The sequence below is a fragment of the Streptomyces thioluteus genome (genome assembly GCF_039535865.1).
This window is the reverse complement of sequence record NZ_BAAAXZ010000029.1, coordinates 1-19,677: the sequence shown is the minus strand read 5'-3', so window position 1 is coordinate 19,677 and position 19,677 is coordinate 1. Positions and strand designations below refer to the sequence as shown.

Genomic DNA, 19,677 nt, shown 5'->3' with positions numbered 1-19,677 from the left:
TAAAAAAAGGCTGAACCGGGACGTACTGCGTGATGGATAACTCTTGGGCACGGATGATGGGGCGACTGCCCGTAACGAGCGTTTGGCATACGCGGTCCGGTGGTGACGTCGGAATATGCCGGAGGCCGTGAAGGGAGCATATCTCGGACGGGTCGGCGAAGTCCGACGTCCGGGATAGCCTGCGGTCGCCTCGGTCCGACCAACGCACCAGTTCCCCAGAACACCAGGCATAGCCCGGGTGAGACAACCGAACCAACAAGCAACTGCCGGACGACGGAAAATCCCGTTTGCCCCGCCGACTCACACAGCAAACCAGGATGCTGACCTCAATGTTACCATCCAGCACATAGCGCCCGCGGCACCCTGCTCGGCCCTCCTGCAGCGGGCCGCGGCGACGTGACTCCATCACCGCCCTCGCGGAGCCGGTCGGCCGTAGAGCGTGGCCCCCCGAGGGCGCGTCGGGGCTGGGCGCTCGACTGGGCAGTTAGGGTTGCCGAAGGTAGCGGCGAAACGCCACCGAAAAAGCACACGGGGTTTATGGAGCATCCTTTTTTGGAACAGTGTCAGGTGTCGTGAGAACCGGTGCCCGTGTACGACGCGCGGGCTATATCTGGAATCTTCAGGGGGACCACGGTCCATGGTTGCGGATGATCGAGGGCCCTCTTCGCACTGCGAAAACGCACCTCCGATGACCTCGGAGCCCGAGGGACGGTGGGGGCCGCACAGGCGTCCTCAGGCACGTGGGGGCAAGGGCGGTCCTGGCGTCGACCTCGGCCTCCTTAGCACTGGCCTGCGAGGACGCCTGCTGCTGATGCTACCGCCGGCTACAGCGGGATGCCGCCGGACCGTGCTGGCAACTAGGGGCGGCGGGGGCGCTGGGAACGATTATGGCGGCCTAGCGCGACGACGAGGACGCCGACCCCTGCCAGCCCTCGCGAGCGGATCGTGCGCCCGCTTTACCGATGATTGGTGCGCACATCCGCACCCTCCAGATGTGCGGGCACAAGCTCGCCGACCCAGGACCGGTGACGCGGATGCGGGCCTTCGAGCGCACCCCCCTGGGCGGTGCTGGGCGGAACGATCCAGCACCACCCGGACGAGGGGTGATACCGACGCCGGTCCCGGTTACGCGCCGGCCCAAGGGAGCAGGGTCGGTTCGTTCGGACGCATGCGAGGGGAACGACCAGCTGCGGCCCAGGAGCAGGGACCGCCCCCGGACCGGCGGCTATGGATTTCGTGCGAAAAACACAGTAATGTGCTACGCACTGGGCGCACATGTAGCGGCTCGCCGAACTGTGCACGGCCGTGCCAGTGTCCATGCGTGCGTCCAGCCCGCCCGAGACCGAACACCCGAGTGCTTCAAACAGGCACGCGTGATCGGCGCGGCCCCGCCGAGGAGACCGGCATAGAGAATCGATACAGAGGCAGCTGCAGTTGCTCGCTTAAGGCCGGCTGTCGGTGCCCCCAGCAGGAACTCCGAGCACGCGCGGACTCAACCGGCGCCGTAGCCGCCTAGCCAAACCCGGGGTCGCGCGAGAACGACTACCGCTCAGGCCCATCGGGGACCTCGTGATGACGAAAGAACGCACAGCCGAAGGGCCCGACCCGTAGCGACCCTCCGTCGGTCGGGCGGACCGCCGTGACCGCACTTCGAAGCAGGCTAGCGTTGGCGGCCAGGGCACCGGCCTGGAGCGTCGCATCCCTGGCCTCTTGTGTCCACCGCGCCGCGGTTGTGCGTCAGTCCCGGGACCCGCCGAGGCGAGTAGTCTCGCCTGCCGGGGCGCGCGATGTGACGACGCCGCCCTGGGAGTGTCGGGTGCCTGGGGCCGCTCCTCACCAATGCGAGCGCACCGTGCGCACCGAAGGCCCGACGCCCCGGTGCTGTGGGACCTCGTCGACGGCACCGGACGCCTGGTGATCCGCTGCGCCGCCCCCGTCCTGCGGCACGTCTACCGCGAGACGTCCTCGTCGCACCTGAGGGGCCGCGCCGCCCGGGCCCTCGCGGCGACGGACCCCTCCTTCGCCGCCGGCTTCGCCGTCGAGTGCCTGTGGGACTGCGAGGAGACCACCCGCGAGCTCGCCGCGCGGCCACGCGACCACGGCGGACTCCCGGGTCGTGGAGCAGCTGCGCCGGCTCGCCGCGGATCCGGCGGAGGAGGCCGAGGTGCAGACGGCGGCCGTCGACCGGTTCGGCCCCGACGCGTCGGCGGTCTGACGGCGCCCCGTACGGGTCCGCCGTCCCCGGTCTGTGCCAAGCTGTGGCGAAAACCCGTAGGCCCAGGAGGTAATGATGCCCGAATCGACGCCGGGGGAGCAGGACGGCACCGAGGCCGGAGAGGCCTCCGAGGACGAGGTGAAGCGCAGGTTCCGCGAGGCGCTGGACCGCAAGCGGGGCCGGTCGGCCGACGCGGTCGCCGGCGGCCGGGGCCAGGAGGGCTCCAAGGTCCACGGCACCCATGGAAAGGCCGGCGGACAGCGCTCGTTCCGGCGCAAGAGCGGCTGAGGGAGCCGTGCGCCCTGCTGGGGGCGGTGTTGGTGTGCCGATAATGGTGGGTGCGCCGCGGCCGTGTGCCGCGTCGCACCGACAGACAATCAGCACCGGATACAGGGGGCGTCGATGAAGAGCGAGCACGCAGCACGAGGGACGGTACCGGGGGCGCCTGGCCCGCCGGTTCTCCGCCGTCGTGGCTCTGGCGCTGGGTACCGCTCTGCTAGGCCGCGCCCGCCGCGTCGGCCGTCAGCGCACACCCGTCGGCCCGTACGGCACAGCACGTGACGGTGGCGGCCGCGGGCAACACGGAGAGCCGCGACACGGCTGCCGCGTCACGGGAGACGGGCGATCGGGCCGTCGCACAGGTCCGGCAGGCGGACGCCGATCAGGTCACGCTGGCCAAGGAGAAGAAAAAGAAGAAGAAGGGCTTCTTCGAGAAGCTGGGCATCTTCCTGATCGTCCTGGTGATCATCCTCATCCTGATCGTCATCGCCGTCATCTGGCTGATCGTCCACTTCGTGCGCAAGGCGTTCCGGCGCCGTTCCTGATCGCGTCCCGCGCCCCGCGCCCCGCGGACCAGGAGGGCCGCCGTCGCACCGTGCGACGGCGGCCCTTCCGCATGCTCAGCTGGTGCGGGCGACCCAGGCCAGGGCCAGCCACGGGGTGGCCGCGGAGCCGATCGCCAGGCTCCAGCCGGTGCCCGTGTCGGGGAATCCGGTCAGCAGGGGGACGACGAGCAGGGCGCCGCACAGCAGCAGGAGTGCCGCGGGCAGGTGGACCAGCGGCTCGAAGCGCCGGGCCCGGGCCACGGCGGCCTCCCGGCGGTGCATGGCGACGGCCGTGCTGAGCCCGGCGGTGAGGGTGAGGATCCAGATGACGGGCAGCGCGATGAGACGGCCGACGGCGGACGAGATGTCCTTGTCCACGGGGGGCCGGACGCCCAGGTCGGGGCGGCTGGGCGCGTACAACAGCTCGATGGAGCGGCCCTGTTCGAGCTCGCCCTGGGTACGGACCCCCTCCACGGTCACCTGCCGGGGGCCGGAGTCGAAGGGGACGGTGACCACGATGGTCGAGCTGAACTCCTCCACGTCGTCGGTGCGCGAGCCGGTCGTCTCGGGCTGGCCCACCACCTTCGTCACCCGGAGCTGCTGGGTGTGCCCGCCGGCCCGGCCGATCTCGGAGAGCCACTTGCCGTCGGCGCCGTCGGGACCGACCCCCTGGGTCAGCGCGGCGGCGCTGGCGAGGGGCGATGCCGAAGCCCAGGCCCCAGGACAGCGCGCGGGACCGGCGCGGGCTCGGGCCAGGGTTCGTAGCGTCGGCGCCAGGTCTTCTTCCGCAGCCTGGCCCGCCGCTGTGCGCGGACCAGCGCCGAGGCCAGGATCCAGGCCAGGCCGCACAGCCCGGTCGCCGCGAGAAACCAGGGCAGTTCGGACTTCAGGGGCAGTCCGCGGTCGGGGAGGGCGCCGAGGAGTACGGTCGCGTACCCGACGAGCAACGTCGCCCACCCGGTCAGCCGCGTCCCTGCCGTCATGCCCCGCTACCCCGCCCGCCGTCTGATGATCTTGACGTGGACAGCGTAGTTGGTGTGCCGGAGGCGTCCGCAGGGTGCCTCGGTGTGGGGGTGCCTCAGGCGTAGGGGGTGAGGAAGCGCTCCGGCTGGCAGGCGTCGCAGGGGCGGACGTCGTGCGTGGCCATCTGCACCCGGGCCTCGGCGGTGGTCAGAGTGGCCTCGCCGCCCTTGGGGACCCAGCAGCCGGCGTGGTGCAGTTCCTGCAGGACGCCGCCGGAGCGGCGGTGCAGGGTGACCGGCCAGATCGCGTCCTCGAAATCGGGGCGCATTGTTCGGCGATGGGAAATATGCGTTTGCTCCGAGTCTCCCGAGAGGCGTTTGAGTACGACGTCGCGGACCCAATCGTTCGGGGAACGGCCCATTCGGTGTGCCGCTGCCTCAATACGGTCGAGTTCGTCCGGGGTGAACAGCTCCTCCATGACCGGGGACAGTAGCAGCGGAAGGAGGCGCCCGCCCCCGGTTCCATGGGATGAATCCGCAGTGCTGACCTGCGAGTTGACCGGGGTGTACGGTTCGCCTCGGCATGTGCCCGCGGCCGCGCGGTGCGTGCCCCGGGGCCCCGGCCGCGGCTATCTCCGCTGGCATAGGACAGACGTGTATTCCGGGTGGCGTCCATGGATACCCGCGCCCGGATTCCGTGATTCCCGATATCACCTGTCCTCGTGAATGCGATGCCGCGCGGCAGCGGCGGAACAGGCTGTCGGGCGCAGGGAATTCCGGGCAAATATGGGGTGAATGGGGCTGATTTCCGGAAAACGGCCCGCCGTCGATCAGTGCGAGGCGTGCGACCCGAGGTAGAAGAGCAGCCAGATGAAGCCGGCCAGCAGGTGTCCGAGGACGATGTAGATCAGCACGCGCCAGCCGATCGCCTTCTCGGCGTACTTCTCGTCGTCGCTCACTGTCCTGCCGCTCTCCCGTCGCCTGCCGCTCCGGCCGGCGCCGTGGGCCGGCCGCCGAACGCCATCCGCTCATCGTAGAACACGACATCGGTGGACGCCGGGCCGGTCCGTGACCGCCCGAGATCACCGATGACTTCCGGGGGGCCGTGGGCGTTGTACGTGGACGTATGGGCCATGTGGGTGATGCAGAGGTGTGTCCGGTGAATTTGTCACATGATCTTAGGTCCGTTTTGTTAGTTTATCTCCGCTCTGTCCCGTTCATCCGTGTGTGGCTGGGGGTGTAGTGGTGGCGGTTCCCGCACGTGAGGCCCGGCGGGCAGCGGCCCGTGAGAAGCCCGCCGCGGCACGGGCGCCCGGCGAAAGGACGGCGGGCCGGACGGCCGGTGGAACAGCCGTTGGCGGCGCGGCATTTGACGGTGCGTCAACGGATGGCGTCCCCGGCTCCGGGGACGGATCGGCGCCCGGTGGCCCCGGTTCCCCCGGCTCGGGCGGCGGCGCCAAGGGCCCCGGCGGCCCCGGGTCGGGCGGCTCCGACGGGCCGCGCGGTGGACCGGTCGCCCCCTCCCCGGGGGGGAGCCCGTCCGGACTACGACTACGCGACGTTCAGCAGACTCGCCGGGGAGCTGACCGAACCGCCCGCCGGGACCTACCGGGTGCGCTACCGCCGGCTGGTCCGCGGCGGTGTGCGCGGCCAGGCGGGCGCGCTGTTGCTGGTGACCGCGGCGCCCCTGGTGTCCCTGGTCCTGCTGGTGTGGCTGATGCAGCCCGGCCACTGGGAAGCCCGGCCGCTCATCAGCGGCTGGGAGCGCGCCGGGGACGTGCTGCTGGTCGTCTCCATCGGTCTCATCGAGACGTTCCGCCTGGTCAACGTCGTCTCCAACGCGCACGCGACCTGGGTGGCCCGGGACCCCGTACCGGTGCGGGCCCAGCCCGGCACCCGCGTGGCGTTCCTCACCAGCTTCGTCCCCGGCAAGGAACCGCTCTCCATGGTGCGCGCCACCCTGGAGGGCGCGGTGCAGGTGAAGCACGAGGGGGTGCTCGACGTCTGGCTGCTCGACGAGGGCGACGACCCCGAGGTCAAACGGCTCTGCGAGCGGCTCGGCGTGCGCCACTTCACCCGCAAGGGCATCGAGCGGTGGAACCAGCCGTCCGGGTCCTTCCGCGCCCGCACCAAGCACGGCAACTACAACGCCTGGCTCGACGCGCACGGCGACGACTACGAGTTCATGGCCTGCGTCGACACCGACCACGTCCCGCTGCCCAACTTCCTCGAGCGGATGCTGGGCTACTTCCGCGACCCCGACGTGGCCTTCGTCGTCGGGCCGCAGGTCTACGGCAACTACACCACCGCCGTGACCAAGGCGGCCGAGAGCCAGCAGTTCCTCTTCCACGCGCTGATCCAGCGGGCCGGCAACGCGTACGGGGCGCCGATGTTCGTCGGCACCAGCAACTGCGTCCGGGTCAGCGTGCTCCGCCAGATCGGCGGCCTCTTCGACTCCATCACCGAGGACATGGCCACCGGCCTGGAGATCCACCGGCGCCGCAACCCCGCGACGGGACGGCGCTGGCGCTCCGTCTACACCCCCGACGTCCTCGCGGTGGGCGAGGGCCCGTCCTCCTGGACCGACTTCTTCTCCCAGCAACTGCGCTGGTCCCGCGGGACGTACGAGACGCTGCTGCGGCAGTACTGGCGCGCGGTGTGGAGCATGTCGCCGGGACGGGTCCTCAACTACTGCCTGATGGTCGCCTATTACCCCATGGCAGCCATGAACTGGGTGCTGGGCGCGGTGTCGTGCGTGCTGTTCCTGGGCCTCGGGGCGGCCGGGATCAATGTCGAGTCGCAGGTGTGGCTGATGCTCTACGGCGACGCGGCGGCGCTCCAGATCGGGCTGTACATCTGGAACCGCCGCCACAACGTGAGCCCGCACGAGCCGGCGGGCTCCTCCGGCACGGCGGGCATGCTGATGTCCGCGCTGTCCGCGCCCATGTACGCCCGTTCCCTGGGCCAGGCGCTGCTGCGGCGGCGCTCGCGGTTCGTCGTGACCCCGAAGGGGGATTCGGCGAGCCCGGACCGGGTGGTGACGTTCCGGACGCACTTGACGTGGGCGGGGGTCTTGACGCTGGCGCTGGTCGCGTCGGTGGTGCTCAGCCATGCGCATACGGCGATGCGGGTGTGGGCGTTGCTGGGGTTGACGACGGCGTTGTTGCCGTTGGCGGTGTGGCAGGGGGAGTTGATGGTGCTGCGGCGGCGGGGGTTGGCTCGTGCTGAGGCGGGGGCCGGGGATGCGTCTGCCGATGCGGGGGTGGACGGGGAGTCGGTGCGGCCGGTGGGGCAGCGGACGCGGGTGTGACGCGCGGGGCGCGTTGGGTGTGTCCCAGCCCCGCCCTTTCCCCGTTTCCCGGGGAGCCCCCGGCCCCCACCCGCCCTCCGGCCGGAGCCGGGGGCTCCGCCCCCTGCACCCCCCTGCCCGGGGCTCTGCCCCTGCACCCCAGCGGGGACTTCTCCCCTGGACCTCTGACCGGGGCTCCGCCCCTCGCCCCCGAAACCGCGCTCCGCGCGGTTGTCCTCATACGCCGGACGGGCTGAAGTGCGCACCCGGGCACGAATTCAGCCCGTCCGGCGCTTGAGGACTGGGGGTACCCCCTCTGGGGGAGCGCGCAGCGTGCTGTTGCGGAAACGGTGAAAGGGCGGGGTGGGGGCAGCCGTCCTCACGCGCCCGGCGCCCGCGCAGGCGCCACCGGCGTCGCCGGCTGCTGCGCCGGCACCGGGGCCGGCGGCGTCGCCGGAGCGGGAGCCGCAGGAGCCGCCGGCGCCGGGACCGCGGGCGCGGGGACCGCCGGCGCAGAAGGCCCTGCCGGCTGCGCCGGCAACCGTTCCACCACCGGCGTCGGCGCCGTCGTCGCCAGCCCCAGCGCGTACTCCGCCCACCAGTGCCCCGCCGGCGGCGCCCCCCGACAGGCCCCGTCGGACTCGCCCGGCCGTTTCACCCACACCAGTGCATCGACCAGCGGGTCACCCGTGACGGTGGTGGGCGGTGCCCCCAGCGCCCGTCCGGGCGGGTTGCACCAGGACTCCCCGTCGCCGGGCGACGGCGGCAGCGGCCCGTTCCCGTTGCGGCTGGTGTCGATGATGTAGTGGGCCCCGCCCAGCAGGGCGGACAGCCGGCTGCCGTACTCGCGGGTGACCGGCGTCGTGTGGAAGTTGGAGACGTTGAGCGCGAAGCCGTCCGCCTCCTCCACCCCGGACCGTCTCAGCAGGTCGGCGAGGAGCCGCTGGTCGGAGATCCAGCCCGCGTTGCCCGCGTCGAGGTAGACCGACGTGCGGGGCAGGGACTTGAAGGTGCGGACGGCCTCGGCCAGCAGCTCCGGGCGTTCCCGGGCGACCTCGGCGGGGCCGACGCAGCCGGAGGCCAGGTGCGCGATCGCGTCCGGTTCCAGTACGACCCAGGCGCGCCGTGGGCCGATGCCCTCGGCGGCGCGGGCGACCCAGTCGCGGTAGGCGTCGGCGTCGGGCGCCCCGCCGGCGGAGTACAGGCCGCAGTCGCGGTGCGGGATGTTGTAGGCGACCAGGAGCGGTACGCGGCGGGTCCGGGCCGCCTGGCGGGTGACCGCCTCCGCCTGGTCGTGGGGGTCGTCCCCGGTGAGCCACACGGCGGTCGGCTGGCCGGAGATGCGGTGCAGGGCGTCGGCGTCGTCCTCCCGGCCGCGTTCCCGCCAGACGTGCGCCTGCCGGGCCGCGCGGCCCAGCGGCTCGACCCAGAACGGGGACGGCGGGTTCGGGCCGGCATCCGTGGCGTCCGCCTGGACGGCGAAGATCGGCAGGCACATGGTGCCCGCGCTCGCCAGCAGGATGACGCCCCGCCGGGCGCCGAGGAAAATGCGGGCCGTACGCGGCCTGGGCATGGACTCCACCCTTCACCTGGGCAACAGGGGTCCACACCAGCATCAAATATGGCGGATCGTCAGGTTTTGTTTTGTTGTGCCGTACGGGTCGTGCGGTGCTCCGTACGGGGGAGGCGGCTACCCGCCCAGCACCTCCGCGAGGTCGTAGCGGACCGGCTCCTCCAGCTGCGCGTAGGTGCACCCGCCGGGCTCGCGGTCCGGCCGCCAGCGGCGGAACCGGGCCGTGTGCCGGAAGCGGTCGCCCTGCATGTGGTCGTAGGTCACTTCACAGACCCGCTCCGGGCGCAACGGGAGCCACGAGAGGTCCTTCTTGCCCGTCCACCGGCTGGGGCCGCCCGGCAGCCGGGACGCGGCCCGGTCCTCCGCGTCGGACCGGTCCTGCCACGGGTGCCCCTCGGCGGTGGGCATGCGCAGGGGCGCCAGTTCGTCCATCAGTTCCGCGCGGCGCTTCATCGGGAAGGCGCCGCAGACTCCGACGTGCTGGAGCCGCCCGGCGGCGTCGTACAGGCCCAGCAGCAGCGAGCCGACCACCGGGCCGCTCTTGTGCAGGCGCAGGCCGGCCACCACGCAGTCGGCGGTCCGCTCGTGCTTGACCTTGACCATGACGCGTTCGCCCGGCCGGTAGGGCAGCTCCGGCGGCTTGGCGACCACCCCGTCCAGGCCCGCGCCCTCGAAGCGCTCGAACCAGCCGCGGGCCACCTCCCGGTCGTAGGTGACGGGCGCCGTGAACACCGGGTCGCCCGCGTCCCGCAGCGCCTCCTCCAGCGCGGTGCGGCGCTCGCGCTGCGGCGTCTCCAGCAGCGCGGCGTCGCCCAGGGCCAGCAGGTCGAAGGCGACGAAGCCGGCGGGGGTGACCTCGGCCAGGTGACGCACCCGGGAGGCGGCCGGGTGGATGCGCTCCAGCAGCGCGTCGAAGTCGAGGCGGCCCTCGCGCGCGATCACGATCTCGCCGTCCAGCACGCAGCGCGCGGGCAGGCGCGCGGTGAACGCCGTCACCAGCTCGGGGAAGTAGCGGGTCAGCGGGCGGCCCGAGCGGCTGCCGATCTCCACCTCGGCGCCGTCCCGGAAGACGATCGCCCGGAAGCCGTCCCACTTGGCCTCGTACTGCATGCCCGGAGGGATCGCCGCGGCGGGCTTGGCCAGCATCGGCGCGACGGGCGGCATCACCGGAAGGTCCATGATCCCGATTGTCCGGCGGGCGGCCGGACCGCGCAGAACCTAGCGTGGCCGCATGGCAGAGACGCTGGAACTCACCGTCGGCGAGCGGACGGTACGGCTGTCCAACCCCCACAAGGTCTACTTCCCGGAGCGCGGCTACACCAAGGAGGACGTCGCCCGCTACTACCTGAGCGTCGGCGACGGCGTCCTGCGCGCGCTGCGCGACCGGCCGACGACGCTGGAGCGCTACCCCGACGGCGTCGACGGCGAGTCGTTCTTCCAGAAGCGCGCGCCCAAGAACCTCCCCGAGTGGATCCCGACCGGCCGGATCGCCTTCCCCAGCGGCCGGTACGCGGACGAGATCTGCCCCACCGAGACCGCGGCCGTCCTCTGGGCCGCCAACCTCGGCTGCCTCACCTTCCACCCCTGGCCCGTACGGCGCGAGGACACCGACCACCCCGACGAGCTCCGCATCGACCTCGACCCCCAGCCCGGCACCGGGTACGCGGACGCCGTCCGGGCCGCGCTCCAGCTGCGCGACGTCCTCGACGGGCTGGGCCTGGCCGGCTGGCCCAAGACCTCCGGCGGCCGGGGGCTGCACGTCTTCGTCCCCATCGACCCGCGCTGGACCTTCGTCCAGGTGCGCCGCGCGGCCATCGCCGTCGCCCGCGAACTGGAGCGGCGCGACCCGGAGCGCATCACCACCGCCTGGTGGAAGGAGGAACGCGGCGCCAAGATCTTCGTGGACTACAACCAGACCGCCCGCGACCGCACCATCGCCAGCGCCTACTCGGTGCGGCCCCGCCCCCGCGCCCCCGTCTCCGCCCCGCTGCGCTGGGACGAGCTGGAGAGCGCCGTCCCCGAGGACTTCGACATCACCACCATGCCCGCCCGCTACGCCGAGCTCGGCGACGTGCACGCCGCCATGGACGACCGGCGCTGCGCCCTGGACGCCGCGCTGGAACTGGCGAACCGCGACGAACGCGAGCACGGCCTGGGCGACCTTCCGTATCCGCCCGAACATCCCAAGATGAAGGGTGAGCCGCCGCGCGTCCAGCCGAGCCGCGCCAGGAAGCGGCCGGATGGCGGAGGCTGAGGCTCGGCCGAACGGCCGTGTCCCGGGGGGTGCGTTCACTCAGTTGTCCCCGTTTATCGGTGGATCGCCCGTGGAACTTGGGCAATTGCCCTGTTCCACCTCGCACACCACGTACAAGGAGATCCATGTCCAGGACACTCGTGACCCGCGCCGGCCGGCTGACCGCAGGCGCGCTCGTCGTGGCGGCCCTCGGCGGCTCGCTGTTCGCCGCCCAGGCCCAGGCGCAGGCATCGCCCGACGCCCCGGGCCGGCCCCTCGGCACGGTCAACGCCCAGACCGGCGTCAATGAGCGGATGCACCCGAGCACCGACTCCTCGGTGCGCGGCGTCCTCAGACACCGGGTCCAGATCGGGCTGCGCTGCAAGGTCCGCGCCCAGGACGTCTCCGGCAACAACCTCTGGTACCAGCTGCGGGACCGCAGCACCTGGGTGACGGCGAAGTACATCGAGGGGGCCGGGGACGTCCCGTTCTGCCGCAGCCTCACCCGCAGCGCCGTCGACCAGAGCGTCGAGTCGCGCAACGCCATGGGCTGACCGCGCCGTTCGGCTGCGCGCGGGCCCCGTCCGGTCCACCGGACGGGGCCCGCGTCGTATGCGGACGGGGAAAATGCAGTACCGGCGTCCCCTGCGGTGGCGGCGCCTACAGTTGCCTCAGGTACTGCACAGACGTGGGATCCGGCACCGGACACCACACCAGGGGCGCGAGCACTCGAACCGTCCGGAAGGAAGAACGCGTTGGACCACCTGAGCCATGGTTGTGTTCTGCTGCTGGACGGCACCCCGGACCGGCGGCGGGGCCTGCTGCCCAACCCGACCGCCCACGCCCGTCGCCGGTGCCCGGCCGCGCGGCTTCCTCGCCGCCCGCACGGCCGACGTGGTGCAGCTCCCCGCGATGGCCGGGCCGCAGAGCGTCCTGGCCCACCTCCGGGACGCCGTCACCGTCCCCGGGCCGCTGCTGGTGTGGGTCACCGGCCACCTGATGGTCCCGGCCCGCAAGAGCCAGGAGTTGCACCTGGCGCTGCGCGAGAGCACCCCCTCCACCGTCCGCTACAACGGCCTGCCCTGGGAGTGGCTCACCCGCGCCCTGCGCGAACACGCCGGTCCCACGCTGCTGATGATCGACGCCGAGGCCGACGCGCGGTCGTGGCCCACCGTCGCCGCCGCGGCGCAGGACGGGCGGCTGACCGCCGGCCTGCCGGTGTGCGGCGTCGTCACGCCCGGTCCGGAGCGGCCGTCCGTGGAGGCCGGGCCGTACACCCGGGCCTTCCTCACCGCGCTGAGCGTCGGCCACCCCACCGCCGGACCCGTCCTCGACCCCGCGCTCCTGCACCATCTGGCGCTCGGACAGGCCGTGTTGCCCGAGCGGATGCTGGCGCTCCAGCACGGCACGGCCGGGCCCGTCCTCGCCAACCCGGCCCACGCCCTGCCCGTGCAGGCCGTCCCCCTCGTGCCCGAGGAGCCGCCGCGGGCCGCCGCCCCGCCCGCGCAGGAGGAGGACGCGCTGCCGCGCATCCTGGCCGCCGCCAACGCCGGGCGGCACAACGAGGCCGCCGCCATGGCCGCCGCCTGGGAACAGCAGGTGCTGCGCCGGCACGGTCCGCAGAGCGCCGAGGCCGGGCTGTGGGTCGAGGTCCGCGCCGACCTCGCGCGGCTGGCCGGCGACCACCCCCGGGCCACCGAGCTGTGGATGTCGGCCGCGGCCAACCGGCTGGCCCGCAGCGGGCCCTCGGACGACGAGGCCGTCGCCGCGCTCAGGCGCGCGCACTACTGCTGGCGGCAGAGCGGGGAACGGGCGACCCAACTCGCGCCCGCCCTGCTGGCGTTGTGGGAACAGGTGCCCGGCAACCCGGACGCCGCGGCGGACGTACGGGCGCGGCTCGGGGCGGCCGCGCGCTGACTCCCGTCGGTCGCGGCCCCGTTCAGTCCCGGCGCGACGTCCACCAGCGTGCCTTGTACATCGCGCCGTGCAACATCCGCCGGGTGCCGTCGGGTTGGTAGAGCGTCAGGACCGAGGTGCACCACTCGCACGCGTGGCCCGCCTCGGGGCGGGCCACCAGGATCTGACCCGTCGCCGGGTCGTCCCCGATGCTCTTGACGCCCGGGGTGCTGATCCGGGAGCGCAAGGGGTAGTCGACGAAGCCGTGGCGGGCCGTCGCGTACTGGTACACCGCCGAGCCGGTCGTCACCCACAGGCGGCCGCGGTGGCCGAGGACCGGGGCCAGGTCGTGGCCGTTGCGGGTCGGCAGGGCGGTGCGGTGGACGACCGTCAGGTCCGGGTCGTCGGACGGCCCGTCGACGCGCAGGGCGATCAGCTCGCGGCCGCCCAGGGCCCACAGCAGCCGGGTGCCCGGGTCCCAGTGCACGCCGTGCGCGCCGGGCAGGGGCACCTCCGTGTACCAGGTGGCGCGCTTGCCGGTCGAGGCGGCGTACAGGCGTACGTAGCCGCCCGTGCTGGCGGCCACGGCGACGTTGCCGTCCGGCAGCAGGTCGATGCTGTGCGCGTTGCCCGTGCCGGTGCGGGCCGCCCAGTAGATCTCGCGGCCGGGGTACCCGACCACGGCGGCCAGGCCGCCGGAGGCGGTGGCGAGGAGGTAGCGGCGTCCGTCGAGGGTGCGGAGCTTGGCCTCGCTGGGGTTCTTCCAGGACGAGGCGGGGTCGAGGTCCGCCAGCTCCTCCACACCGTCCGCGGTCCAGGACCAGAGCACGCCGCCCGCCCGGTGGTCGTCGGTGTCCCAGGTGTGCTGACCGGCCTTGAGGACGTGGACGGAGCGGGTCGCCTGGTCGGCGGTGACGACGGGGGTGCGGGACGCCGCGCGGCGGCCCCGGGCGCTCGCCGTCCCGCCGGTGGTCGTCAGGGCGATCGCCGTGGTGAGGGCGACCGCGAGGGCGGTGGTGAGGAGGCGGTGCACGGCGTCAGGATGGGGGCGGGGCGGAGGCGGGGGGCGTTGCGACGCGCGTGGTTGCGGCGAATGGGGGAGTGGTGGCCGGGGCGGCCCCTCACACGGCGATCCGGCGTGCGGAGGCCGCGATCGGCACGTCGTTCACGCTCGCGTACCGGCGCCGCATCAGGCCCTCCTCGTCGAACTCCCAGTTCTCGTTCCCGTAACTCCGGTACCACTGGCCGCTCTCGTCGTGCCACTCGTATTCGAACCGGACTGCGATCCGGTTGCCGTCGTACGCCCAGAGCTCCTTGCGGAGCTGGTACCCCTGCTCGCGGCGCCACTTGTCGCGGAGGAACGCGACGATCGCGTCCCGGCCGGTGAGGAAGACGTCGCGGTTGCGCCACTCCGAGTCCTCGGAGTAGGCGAGGGCGACCCGATCCGGGTCGCGGGTGTTCCAGGCGTCCTCGGCGGCCTGCACCTTCGCCAGGGCGGTCTCGGCGGTGAAGACGGGGAGAGCGGGCATGGGCGGCTCCTTCCGCGAGTGGAGAACGTACGTTCTCCGTGGTGTGCGGTAGCGTATGAGAACGATGGTTCTCGCGCAAGGAGAGGGAGCGATGGGGACGGTGGAGCGGGAGACGGTGGAGAGCCGGGTCCTGGACGCGGCCGAGCGGCTCTTCTACGGCCGCGGCCTCCAGGCCGTCGGCATGGACACGATCCGGGCCGCCTCGGGCGTGTCCCTCAAACGGCTGTACCAGGTCTTCTCGTCGAAGGACTCCCTCGTGGAGGCCTATCTGCACCGCCGCGACCGGCGCTGGCGCGCCGCGCTGGAGCGGTTCGCCGAGCAGCACCCGGCCGGCCGCGAGCGGATCCTCGCGGTCTTCGACTGGCTCCACCGGTGGTTCCAGGAGCCGGACTTCAGGGGCTGCGCCTTCGTCAACTCCTACGGGGAGCTGGGCGCCGCCCACCCCGGCGTGGCCGCCGCGGCCCGGTCCCACAAGGACGCCTTCCGGGACTACCTGGCCACGCTGGTGGCCGGGGCGGGCGCCGCCGAGGTGCTGACGGACCAGCTCGTGCTGCTCGCCGAGGGGGCGATCACCACGGCGGCGATCTCCGGCAGCCCGGAGCCCGCGCTCCACGCCCGGGAGGCGGCGCGGGCGTTGCTGGGCGTCAGTTGATCCGAGGGCGGGACAGCAGGTCGCCCAGCACCGCCACCCCTTCCGCGATCCCGGCCGTCGGGCACGCCGCGTAGCCGAGCACGAGCCCCTGTGCGTACGGGAGTTGGCAGTGCCAGGACAGCGGTTGCACCTTCACGCCCCGCTCCAGCGCGGCCGCGGCCACCTCCGTGTCGGCGGGGCCGGAGGCGAAGGTGACCATCAGGTTGACCCCGGCCGCGGCGCCGTGCACCACCGCGCCGGGCAGGTGCGCGGCGATCGCCTCGATCATCGCGTCGCGCCGCCGGTGGTGGCGCCGGCGCAGGAAGCGCAGATGGCGCTCCAGCTCGCCGCTCTCCAGGAGCCGGGCCAGCACCAGTTGGGGCAGCACCGGATTGCCCAGGTCGCTGAAGCGCTTGGCCTCCACCAGCGCCTCCCGGTACTGCGGCGGGGCGAGGACCCAGCCGGCGCGCAGGGGCCGGGGCGAAGAGTTTCGAGACGCTCCCGGCGTAGCAGACCCGGTCGGCGAGCAGGGACCGCAGCGGGGCGACCGGCGGCCGGTCGTAGCGGTGTTCGGCGTCGTAGTCGTCCTCGAAGACCAGCCCGCCCTCGGCGGCCCAGCGCATCAGTTCGCGCCGCCGGCCGCCGCCGAGCACCACCCCGGTCGGGAACTGGTGGGCGGGCGTGAGGAGTACGGCCCGGGCGCCGGTGGCGCGCAGCGCGTCGACGCGGACGCCCTCGGCGTCCACCGGCACCGGGGGCGTGCCGAGCCCCCAGTACCCGAAGTGCTGGCGCGCGCCGAGGGATCCGGGGTCCTCCACCGCGATGTCCGTGATCCCGTCGCGCCGCAGCACCTGGGCGACCAGCCCCATCGCCTGGGCCACCCCGGCGACCACGATCACGTCGTCCGCGTCCGCCCGGATCCCCCGGGTGCGCGCCAGCCAGTTGACGAGGGCCCGGCGCAACTCGGGCTCCCCACGCGGGTCCCCGTAGCCGAACGCCGGGGAGGCGAGGCCGCCGAGCACGGCGCGCTCGGCGGCCAGCCACGCCGCGCGCGGGAACGCGGACAGGTCCGGCAGCCCGGGTGACAGGTCGATGCGGGCGGAGGCGCCGCGGACCGCGTCGTAGACGTCCGCTCCGGGTGCCGCGAAGTGCACGGGAGCGTCGGCGAGTTGGTTCCTCGGCGCCGGGATGCGTGCCGTGGCCGGCGCGGCCACGACGAACGTGCCGTTGCGGCCGCGCCCGGCCGTGTGCCCGTCCTCGCCCAGCCGCCGGTACGCCTCGATGACGACCCCGCGCGACAGCCGCAGGTCGGAGGCGAGGACGCGGGTGGGCGGCAGCCGGCTGCCGACCGGGAGGCGGCCGTCGGCGATGGCCGCCCGCAGCCGTGCGGTCAGCCAGTCGGCCAGGCCGCCGGACGGTGCTTCGGCGGCGTCCAGCCGGAGGAAGTCGGAACCGGGGGTCGGGGAGGTTTTGGACCCGTCGGAGACGTTCTCTTTGGACCTGTTCACCGGACCATTGTGACGGCAGGGTCGAGGGATGGGAACGGACGGAAACCCTTTGACGGACGGGACGTTGTGAGCCTCCAATTCTTCGTGACCTCTCTGGTCGTCGTCGCCACGCCCGGCACGGGCGTGCTCTACACCATCGCCGCCGGCCTCGCGCGCGGCGCCCGCGCGAGCTTCGTCGCGGCGGTCGGCTGCACGCTCGGCACGCTGCCGCACATGGCCGCCGCCGTCACGGGACTGGCCGCGCTGCTGCACGCCAGCCCGCTGGCGTTCCAGGCGCTGACCTGGCTGGGCGTCGCCTACCTCTTCCGGATGGCCTGGGTCACCCTCCGGGACAAGGGGGCGCTCACGGCGGACGAGGACGCCACGCCCCGCTCGGTCCTCAAGGTGATCGTCTCCGGAGTGCTGATGAACCTCCTCAACCCGAAGCTCACCCTGTTCTTCTTCGCCTTCCTCCCTCAGTTCGTGAAGGAGGACGAGCCGCACGCGCTGTGGCGCATGACCGAGCTGGGCGCGGTCTTCGTCCTCCTCACCTTCCTCGTCTTCGTCCTCTACGGCCGCTTCGCCGCCGTGTTCCGGGACCGGGTTGTCTCAAGTCCCCTGGTGACGCTGTGGATTCGACGGGTGTTCGCCGGTGCGTTCGCCGCGCTCGGAGTGGGTCTGGCGCTCTTCTGACGGGGTGTGCGGGGGCTGCTGCTGCGACGGGGTGCGCGGGGTCTGGTAGGTGGGGACGTGCGGGGCGGTGGTCGCGGGGCGCGGCGCGTGGGTGGGGGCCCTGGTGGGGGCGGGGTCGGTGGTGTCCGGCCGCGTCGTTTCGGGGCGGACGGACCGGCCGCCCGAGGATGGCGAGTGCGACGGCACTAAGGGCGCGGTAGGTGCGTTGTCGGTCGGAGTGCGCCCCGACGGAGTGTGCCGGCCGGTGGTCGGCGAGGGGGGCCACGCGCCGGACGGCGTGGGGCGCGGCGAGTGGACCGTGGGTGAACCGCCCCCGGACGAAGGAGCCTTGGACGAAGGGGACTTGGAGGACGGGCTCTTGGAGGACGGGACCGTGGGCGTGGGGTCCGTCGGCGCCGGGCCCGTGGGCGTGGGCCGGGGCGGCGTCGTCGGTGTCCCCGGCGTCCCCGTCCCCGGTGTTCCCGTTCCCGGCGTCCCCGGCGAGGAGGACCCCGGGGGCGTCGTTCCCGGGGCAGAACCACCCGGCGAAGTGCCGCCTGCCGTGGGCGGCTTGGCCGTCGGCGTCGGCATGGGCACCGGCTTGGAGTCCCGCTTCCCGTCGTCGCCGACCTCGCGCTCGAACGCCTTGCCCCGGTCCTCCACATCGGCCAGCGGGATGTGCTTCATGGGCCCCTGCGACTCCGGCCGCGGCTGGACGACGGTGACCACCGCCGCCGCGAACCCCTCCCAGCGGGTGCCCGTGTACCGCACCTGCTCCGCGTTGACCTCGGAGTCCGGCTGCCGCAGCGGGTTTCCGCAGTTGCACTTGACCGCGGGCTTTCCGTACGCGTCGACGAGCACCGCCATCCCCGCCTGCAGGACGGAGGAGTAGGCGCGGGTCCTGCCCCCGCCCACGTAGTTGTGGTTGGTGACGAGGGTGTCGTGCAGCAGGACCACCGCCGTCAGTCCGGTGACATGTCCCTGGATGTCCTGCGGCGAGATGCCCCGGGCCTTCGCCCATGCCGCGGCCTTCTCGGCGTCGGACGCCAGCTCCTTGAGCAGCTGGACCTTGTCGCACCGGGTGACCTGCCGCGTGCCGCCGAACGCGCCGGCCGCCGTGGCGTCCGTCCGTCCGCCGCCGCCCGCCGAACTGACGCCGCGCACATCGGCGTCGGGCGCCTTGAGGAACGGGGCGTCGCCGGGCTCCCCGACGCCCTCCAGCGTGACGACCCGGTTCCCGTTGTTCTCGTCCCCCTTCCCGGAGCTGTCCGACGACGTACAGGCGGTGAGTCCCGTGGCCGCGGCCAGTACGGGGACGGTCAGCCAGACGACGGTATTCCGCCGTCGCCGTGCCGCTTCGGGCGGAACGGGTTTCGATCGCATGGGCACCCCCCGGTTCCCGGAATCGGTCTCCACGACGGCCGAACGGCCGTGTCGGCAAGGAAAGAAGGAAAGTCGAAGTGATGAGCCGTCAGTACGGGCTGCAGGTGGCCACCCAGCCGCCCGGGCAGGTCGCCGTGGCCTCGGGGGTCTTCTCGGGGGACTCGGTCGGCGAGGGCGTCGGCGCGGGCGAAGTCCCGGCGGTCGTGGGGGCGGACGTCGGGCCGGCGGAGGCCGTGGTGGCGGGCGCGGGAGAGACGGACCGGGTGGAGCCGCCGCCCGCGGGGCCCACTCCCGGGCCCCCGTTGTCGCCGTTGGCGACCAGGGCCGCGGCGATCCCGCCGCCGGCGATCAGCAGCGCCAGCACCGGGGCGAGGACCCGCCACACGGACCGGCGGCCGGCCATGGGCGGCATGCCCACGGGCGGAGTGGCGGTGAGGCCCGCCGCGTACAGGGCGGCGGGGGAGTCCGGGGCGGGGTACGCGGGCACGCCGCCGGCCGGAGTCCCGGCGGGCGCCGGTCCGTACGCAGGGACCGTGGGGACCGCGCCCGCGGGGGCCGTCAGGGGCATCCCGGCGGCCGGAGTCCCGTGGGGCGCCGTACCGTTGGCCGATGAGCTGTTGCCCGTCGCGCCGTTGCCCGTCGCGCTGTTGCCCGTCGCGCCGTTGCCCGTCGCGCCGTCGGCCGCGGGGGCCGGGCGCGGGGGGCGTCGGCGGGACGTACGTCGGGGTGCGGGGCGGTGCCGGGAGCGGAGTGGAACGTACGTCCAGGGACGTCGGGACGTACCCGGGGGGCGGCCGGTCCGTGTCCGTCTCCTCCGGCCCGCGCCCGCGGCCACCGCGTCGAGCAGCCGCTGGGCCTCCGTAGAACCCATGCGTGTGCGGGGGTCCTTGACGAGCAGCCCCGTCAGCAGCGGGTGAGCGGGGCCGGCCCGGCGCGGGCGGGCGGCGGGTCGTGCACGACGGCCTGGAGGGTGCTCAGCGCCG

The 19,677-nt window shown here is 73.3% G+C and carries 16 protein-coding genes and 4 pseudogenes; 9 read left to right on the top strand and 11 right to left on the bottom strand.

Annotation, left to right across the window (positions count from 1 at the left end):
* Nucleotides 1-1,863: 1,863 nt before the first annotated feature.
* The 3 genes and pseudogenes from ABD794_RS03815 to ABD794_RS03805 all read left to right on the top strand — a co-directional run.
* Nucleotides 1,864-2,215, top strand: a pseudogene (locus ABD794_RS03815) (HEAT repeat domain-containing protein); the annotation flags it as partial.
* Between the two features lie 72 nt (nucleotides 2,216-2,287).
* Nucleotides 2,288-2,503: a DUF5302 domain-containing protein gene (locus ABD794_RS03810; protein WP_344960894.1), complete on the top strand. Its 216-nt coding sequence runs from the start codon at nucleotides 2,288-2,290 to the stop codon at nucleotides 2,501-2,503.
* 269 nt (nucleotides 2,504-2,772) lie between these two features.
* Entirely contained in the window at nucleotides 2,773-3,039 is a 267-nt protein-coding gene (locus ABD794_RS03805) for a hypothetical protein (RefSeq protein WP_344960893.1), read from the top strand.
* Nucleotides 3,040-3,114: 75 nt separating this feature from the next.
* On the opposite strand, the gene ABD794_RS03800 is transcribed toward ABD794_RS03805, so the two are convergent.
* The 4 genes from ABD794_RS03800 to ABD794_RS03785 all read right to left on the bottom strand — a co-directional run bounded on the left by ABD794_RS03800 (nucleotide 3,115) and on the right by ABD794_RS03785 (nucleotide 4,960).
* Complete coding sequence (locus tag ABD794_RS03800; RefSeq protein WP_344960892.1) at nucleotides 3,115-3,630, bottom strand: hypothetical protein; 516 nt, start codon at nucleotides 3,628-3,630, stop codon at nucleotides 3,115-3,117.
* Nucleotides 3,631-3,713: 83 nt separating this feature from the next.
* Nucleotides 3,714-4,022 (bottom strand): hypothetical protein, encoded by a 309-nt coding sequence (locus ABD794_RS03795; protein ID WP_344960891.1) that lies wholly within the window; start codon nucleotides 4,020-4,022, stop codon nucleotides 3,714-3,716.
* Between the two features lie 95 nt (nucleotides 4,023-4,117).
* Complete coding sequence (locus ABD794_RS03790) at nucleotides 4,118-4,330, bottom strand: DUF6233 domain-containing protein (RefSeq protein ID WP_344960890.1); 213 nt, start codon at nucleotides 4,328-4,330, stop codon at nucleotides 4,118-4,120.
* Between the two features lie 501 nt (nucleotides 4,331-4,831).
* A complete protein-coding gene (locus ABD794_RS03785) occupies nucleotides 4,832-4,960 on the bottom strand; it encodes a DUF6126 family protein (RefSeq protein WP_344960889.1) in 129 nt (42 codons plus the stop codon).
* 428 nt (nucleotides 4,961-5,388) lie between these two features.
* Between ABD794_RS03785 and ABD794_RS03780 the strand changes: the two genes are divergently transcribed.
* Complete coding sequence (locus tag ABD794_RS03780) at nucleotides 5,389-7,311, top strand: glycosyltransferase family 2 protein (RefSeq protein ID WP_344960888.1); 1,923 nt, start codon at nucleotides 5,389-5,391, stop codon at nucleotides 7,309-7,311.
* A gap of 541 nt (nucleotides 7,312-7,852) precedes the next feature.
* Here the strand turns inward: ABD794_RS03780 and ABD794_RS03775 are convergent.
* A pseudogene (locus ABD794_RS03775) lies at nucleotides 7,853-8,863 on the bottom strand (glycoside hydrolase family 6 protein); the annotation flags it as partial.
* A gap of 117 nt (nucleotides 8,864-8,980) precedes the next feature.
* Nucleotides 8,981-10,042 (bottom strand): ATP-dependent DNA ligase, encoded by a 1,062-nt coding sequence (locus tag ABD794_RS03770; protein WP_344960885.1) that lies wholly within the window; start codon nucleotides 10,040-10,042, stop codon nucleotides 8,981-8,983.
* A 52-nt stretch (nucleotides 10,043-10,094) separates the two neighbouring features.
* Here ABD794_RS03770 and ligD point away from each other — a divergent pair, with 52 nt between their 5' ends.
* The 3 genes from ligD (at nucleotide 10,095) to ABD794_RS03755 (ending at nucleotide 13,013) form a co-directional block, all read left to right on the top strand.
* Complete coding sequence (ligD, locus tag ABD794_RS03765) at nucleotides 10,095-11,117, top strand: non-homologous end-joining DNA ligase (protein ID WP_344960884.1); 1,023 nt, start codon at nucleotides 10,095-10,097, stop codon at nucleotides 11,115-11,117.
* 125 nt (nucleotides 11,118-11,242) lie between these two features.
* Nucleotides 11,243-11,650 carry an SH3 domain-containing protein gene (locus tag ABD794_RS03760; protein WP_344960883.1) on the top strand — a complete coding sequence of 136 codons (408 nt, stop codon included), beginning with the start codon at nucleotides 11,243-11,245 and terminating at the stop codon, nucleotides 11,648-11,650.
* A gap of 223 nt (nucleotides 11,651-11,873) precedes the next feature.
* Complete coding sequence (locus ABD794_RS03755) at nucleotides 11,874-13,013, top strand: hypothetical protein (RefSeq protein WP_344960882.1); 1,140 nt, start codon at nucleotides 11,874-11,876, stop codon at nucleotides 13,011-13,013.
* A gap of 22 nt (nucleotides 13,014-13,035) precedes the next feature.
* Here the strand turns inward: ABD794_RS03755 and ABD794_RS03750 are convergent, their stop codons facing one another.
* Together ABD794_RS03750 and ABD794_RS03745 are read right to left on the bottom strand one after the other, a co-directional pair.
* Nucleotides 13,036-14,025, bottom strand: a complete 990-nt coding sequence (locus tag ABD794_RS03750; RefSeq protein WP_344960881.1) for a DUF6528 family protein — start codon at nucleotides 14,023-14,025, stop codon at nucleotides 13,036-13,038.
* 88 nt (nucleotides 14,026-14,113) lie between these two features.
* Nucleotides 14,114-14,521, bottom strand: coding sequence for a nuclear transport factor 2 family protein (locus ABD794_RS03745; RefSeq protein WP_344960880.1), 408 nt, complete (start codon nucleotides 14,519-14,521; stop codon nucleotides 14,114-14,116).
* Between the two features lie 91 nt (nucleotides 14,522-14,612).
* Between ABD794_RS03745 and ABD794_RS03740 the strand changes: the two genes are divergently transcribed.
* Entirely contained in the window at nucleotides 14,613-15,173 is a 561-nt protein-coding gene (locus tag ABD794_RS03740; RefSeq protein WP_344960879.1) for a TetR/AcrR family transcriptional regulator, read from the top strand.
* Here ABD794_RS03740 and pdxR read toward each other — a convergent pair.
* Nucleotides 15,166-16,660, bottom strand: a pseudogene (gene pdxR / locus ABD794_RS03735) (MocR-like pyridoxine biosynthesis transcription factor PdxR). The gene ABD794_RS03740 and the pseudogene pdxR sit on opposite strands and share 8 nt — an antisense overlap.
* Before the next feature lie 66 nt (nucleotides 16,661-16,726).
* Here pdxR and ABD794_RS03730 point away from each other — a divergent pair.
* Nucleotides 16,727-17,332 carry a LysE family translocator gene (locus tag ABD794_RS03730; RefSeq protein WP_344960878.1) on the top strand — a complete coding sequence of 202 codons (606 nt, stop codon included), beginning with the start codon at nucleotides 16,727-16,729 and terminating at the stop codon, nucleotides 17,330-17,332.
* On the opposite strand, the gene ABD794_RS03725 is transcribed toward ABD794_RS03730, so the two are convergent.
* Together ABD794_RS03725 and ABD794_RS03720 are read right to left on the bottom strand one after the other, a co-directional pair.
* The gene (locus ABD794_RS03725; RefSeq protein ID WP_344960877.1) at nucleotides 17,249-18,694 is read right to left on the bottom strand and encodes a DUF6777 domain-containing protein; all 1,446 of its coding nucleotides are present in this window, start codon (nucleotides 18,692-18,694) and stop codon (nucleotides 17,249-17,251) included. The two genes, ABD794_RS03730 and ABD794_RS03725, sit on opposite strands and share 84 nt — an antisense overlap.
* 88 nt (nucleotides 18,695-18,782) lie before the next feature.
* Nucleotides 18,783-19,677: pseudogene (locus ABD794_RS03720) on the bottom strand (hypothetical protein); the annotation flags it as partial.